The organism is Mycobacterium sp. E2462 (genome assembly GCF_001672685.1).
GTDB lineage: Bacteria > Actinomycetota > Actinomycetes > Mycobacteriales > Mycobacteriaceae > Mycobacterium.
This window is the reverse complement of sequence record NZ_LZKC01000149.1, coordinates 1-4705: the sequence shown is the minus strand read 5'-3', so window position 1 is coordinate 4705 and position 4705 is coordinate 1. Positions and strand designations below refer to the sequence as shown.

Genomic DNA, 4705 nt, shown 5'->3' with positions numbered 1-4705 from the left:
TGCCCCGCAACGGCATCGTCGGCGTCATCGGCCCCAACGGCGTCGGCAAAACCACGCTGTTCAAGACCATCGTCGGCCTCGAGGAGCCGGACAGCGGCACGGTGAAGGTGGGCGAGACGGTCAAGCTCAGCTACGTCGACCAGAGCCGCGCCGGCATCGACCCGAAGAAGACGGTGTGGGAGGTCGTCTCCGACGGCCTCGACTACATCGAGGTCGGGCAGAATGAGATCCCGTCGCGGGCCTACGTGTCGGCGTTCGGGTTCAAGGGCCCGGACCAGCAGAAGCCCGCCGGCGTGCTGTCCGGCGGTGAGCGCAACCGGCTGAACCTGGCGCTCACCCTCAAAGAGGGCGGCAACCTGATCCTGCTCGACGAGCCGACCAACGACCTGGACGTCGAAACCCTGAGCTCCCTGGAGAACGCGCTGGAGAAGTTCCCCGGCTGCGCGGTGGTCATCTCCCACGACCGCTGGTTCCTGGACCGCACCTGCACGCACATCCTGGCGTGGGAGGGTGATGCCGACAACGAGGCCAAGTGGTTCTGGTTCGAGGGCAACTTCGGTGCCTACGAGGAGAACAAAGTCGAACGACTCGGCGTCGACGCCGCCAGGCCGCACAGGGTGACCCACCGGAAGCTGACGCGCGACTAGTGTCAGCTCGTGCCCCGGCCCGGACGGGTGGGGCGAGCGAGCCGCGCCGACCAGTTGGGAGCAATCGGCATGACGATAGATCCCGGAGCGAAACAGGATCTCAAGCCGTGGACCACGTTCACCCAGCCGCAGGACGTCCCTGACTGGATCGCGAAGGCCTACATCGAGAGCTACCGCGGTCCGCACGGCGAAGAGCCGGGCGCCGCCGAGAGCGGGCCGATCGACCTCACCGTGCCCGCGGCCATCGTCACCCCCGCCATGCTCGGCGCGCACTACCGTCTGGGGTCGCAACGCCCCGCCGGCGAGAGCCGCGTCGCCGTCTACCCGGCGGACGACCCGGCCGGCATCGGGCCCGCGCTGCAGGTCGTCACCGACCACGGCGGCATGCTGATGGACTCCGTCACGGTGCTGCTGCACCGGCTCGGCGTCCCCTACGCCGCCATCATGACCCCGGTGTTCGACGTGCGCCGCGATCCCTCCGGGGCCCTGCTGAGCGTCGAGTCGAAGGGGGCCGACTCCCCGCAGTACGCCGGCGAGGCGTGGATCCACGTGCAACTGCTGCCGTCGGTCGACAGCAAGGGTCTCGCCGAGGTCGAGCGTCTCCTCCCGAAAGTGCTGACCGACGTGCAGCAGGTGGCCAGCGACGCCGCCGCGCTGATCGCCGCGCTGACCGACCTGGCGGTGGCGGTCGAGGACAACGCCGACGACCACTTCGCCGCGCCCGACCGCGACGACGTGGCCGCGCTGCTGCGCTGGCTGGGCAACGGCCACTTCCTGCTGCTCGGCTACCAACGGTGCCGGGTGCACGACGGCCTGGTCTCCGCCGCCGAAGGCTCGCCGGGCCTCGGCGTGCTGCGCACCCGCACGGGCGCCCGGCCCCGCCTGACCGACGACGACCGGCTGCTGGTGCTCGCGCAGTCCGTCGTCGGCAGCTACCTGCGCTACGGCGCCTACCCTTACGCCATCGCCGTGCGCGAATACGTCGACGGTGGCGTCTTGGAGCACCGGTTCGTCGGGCTGTTCACCGTGGCCGCCATGAACGCCGACGTGCTGGAGATCCCGACGATCTCCCGCCGGGTGCACCAAGCGCTCGCGCTGGCCGACAGCGACCCCATCCACCCGGGCCAGTTGCTGCTCGACGTCATCCAGACCGTCCCCCGCTCGGAGCTGTTCACCCTGGGCGCCGAACAGCTGCTGACGATGGCCAAAGCGGTGGTGGACCTGGGGTCGCAGCGGCACGCGCTGTTGTTCCTGCGCGCCGACCGGCTGCAGTACTTCGTCTCCTGCCTGGTCTACCTGCCCCGCGACCGCTACACCACCAAGGTGCGCCTGCAGATCGAGGACATCCTGGTCCGCGAATTCGGGGGCACCCGGCTGGAATTCACCGCCCGCGTCAGCGAATCTCCCTGGGCGCTCATGCATTTCATGGTTCGGCTGCCCCAAGAGGGCAGCGCCGAGCAGGGCGCCCCGCCGGTCGACGTGTCCGAGGAGAACCGGATCCGCATCCAGGCGTTGCTCTCCGAGGCGGCCCGCACCTGGACCGACCGGCTGGTCGCCGCCGCGGCGGACCGGCCGCTCGAGCACGCCGACGTCGAGTACTACGCGGGGGCCTTCTCCGAGGCCTACAAGCAGTCCGTCGACCCTAAAGACGCGATCGACCACATCGCGATCATCAAAGCGTTGCAAGACGATTCGGTGAAGCTGGTGTTCACCGACCGCGGCGAGCACGGGGCGCAGCTGACCTGGTTCATGGGCGGCCGCACCGCCTCGCTGAGCCAGCTGCTGCCGATGCTGCAGAGCATGGGCGTCGTGGTGCTCGAGGAGCGGCCGTTCACCGTCGAGCGCCCCGACGGGCTGCCGGTGTGGATCTACCAGTTCAAGGTCTCGATGCACCCGACCATCGAACTCGACGCGACGGCGGCGGAACGCGACGCGACCGCGCAGCGCTTCGCCGACGCGGTCACCGCGATCTGGCAGGGTCGCGTCGAGGTGGACCGGTTCAACGAGCTGGTGATGCGTGCGCGGCTGACCTGGCAGCAGGTGGTGCTGCTGCGGGCCTACGCCAAATACCTTCGCCAAGTGGGCTTTCCGTACAGCCAGTCCTACATCGAGTCGGTGCTCAACGAGCACCCATCGACGGCTAGGTCCCTGGTGGCGCTCTTCGAGGCGCTGTTCGACCCGCGCCCGTCCAGCGCGTCGACGGGCCGCGACGCGCAGGCCGCCGCCGCGGCGGTCGCCGCCGACGTCGACGCGTTGATGAGCCTCGACACCGACCGCATCCTGCGGGCGTTCGCGTCGCTGGTGCAGGCGACGCTGCGCACCAACTACTTCGTCACCCGCGAAGAATCGGCGCGGGCCCGCGATGTCTTGGCGATCAAGCTCGATGCGCAGCTGGTCGACGAATTGCCGCTGCCACGGCCGAAATACGAGATTTTCGTCTACTCGCCGCGCGTCGAGGGCGTGCACCTGCGCTTCGGGCCGGTGGCCCGCGGTGGCCTGCGGTGGTCGGACCGCCGCGACGACTTCCGCACCGAGATCCTGGGCCTGGTGAAGGCCCAGGCGGTCAAGAACGCCGTAATCGTCCCGGTCGGCGCCAAGGGCGGCTTCGTCCTCAAGCGTCCGCCACTGCCCACCGGCGACGCCGCGGCCGACCGCGACGCCACCCGCGCCGAAGGCGTCGCCTGCTATCAGCTGTTCATCTCCGGGCTGCTCGACGTCACCGACAACGTCGACCACGCGACCGGAAAGGTCAGCCCGCCACCGGAAGTGATCCGCCGCGACGGCGACGACGCCTACCTGGTGGTGGCCGCCGACAAGGGCACGGCCACCTTCTCCGACATCGCCAACGACGTCGCGAAGTCCTACGGGTTCTGGCTGGGCGACGCGTTCGCCTCGGGCGGCTCGGTGGGCTACGACCACAAGGCCATGGGCATCACCGCCAAGGGCGCCTGGGAGGCCGTCAAACGCCACTTCCGCGAGATGGGCGTCGACACCCAGACGCAAGACTTCACGGTGGTCGGTGTCGGCGACATGAGCGGTGACGTGTTCGGCAACGGCATGCTGCTGAGCAAGCACATTCGGCTCCTCGCCGCCTTCGACCACCGGCACATCTTCGTTGACCCGGATTCCGACCCGGCCGCCTCGTGGGAGGAGCGCCGGCGCATGTTCGAGCTGCCGCGCTCCAGCTGGGAGGACTACGACACCTCGCTGATCAGCGAGGGCGGTGGGGTGTTCAGCCGCGAACAGAAGGCGATCCCGGTCAGCCCGCAGGTCCGCGCCGCGCTGGGCATCGACGCCCCGGAGGACGCCGGGGCGATCGAGATGACCCCGCCCAACCTGATCAGGGCCATCCTGCAGGCGCCGGTGGATTTGCTGTTCAACGGCGGCATCGGCACCTACATCAAGGCCGAGTCCGAATCGGACGCCGACGTGGGTGACCGCGCCAACGACCCGGTGCGCGTCAACGGATCTGCGGTGCGCGCCAAGGTGATCGGGGAGGGCGGCAACCTCGGCGTGACGGCGCTGGGCCGCGTCGAGTTCGACCTGTCCGGCGGCCGCATCAACACCGACGCGATGGACAACTCGGCCGGTGTTGACTGCTCCGACCACGAGGTCAACATCAAGATTCTGATCGACTCCCTGGTCACCGCGGGCAAGGTGAAGGCCGAAGAACGCAAAGAGCTTCTGGAGTCGATGACCGACGAGGTCGCCCGCTTGGTGCTCACCGACAACGAGGACCAGAACGACTTGATCGGCACCAGCCGCGCCAACGCGGCCAGCCTGCTGCCGGTGCACGCCCGGCTGGTGCAATATCTCGTCGACGAACGCGGCATCCACCGCGACCTGGAGGCCCTGCCCTCGGAGAAGGAGATCCAGCGCCGCTACGACGCCGGGATCGGGTTCACCTCCCCGGAGCTGTGCACCATGATGGCGCACGTCAAGCTGGCGCTCAAAGAGGAGTTGCTGGGCACCGAGCTCACCGAGCAGGACGTGTTCGCGTCGCGTCTGCCGCAGTACTTCCCGACGCCGCTGCGGGAGCGCTTCACCCCGGAGATCCG

General features: G+C 69.1%; 2 protein-coding genes. Both read left to right on the top strand.

Translation table 11 applies throughout. The features are described from left to right. On the top strand, nt 1-647 hold a 647-nt coding region (locus A5714_RS06905; protein WP_156747203.1), incomplete at its 5' end, for an ATP-binding cassette domain-containing protein. A gap of 69 nt (nt 648-716) precedes the next feature. Further along, a partial coding sequence (locus A5714_RS06900; protein WP_068284119.1) for an NAD-glutamate dehydrogenase domain-containing protein occupies nt 717-4705 on the top strand: 3989 nt, incomplete at its 3' end.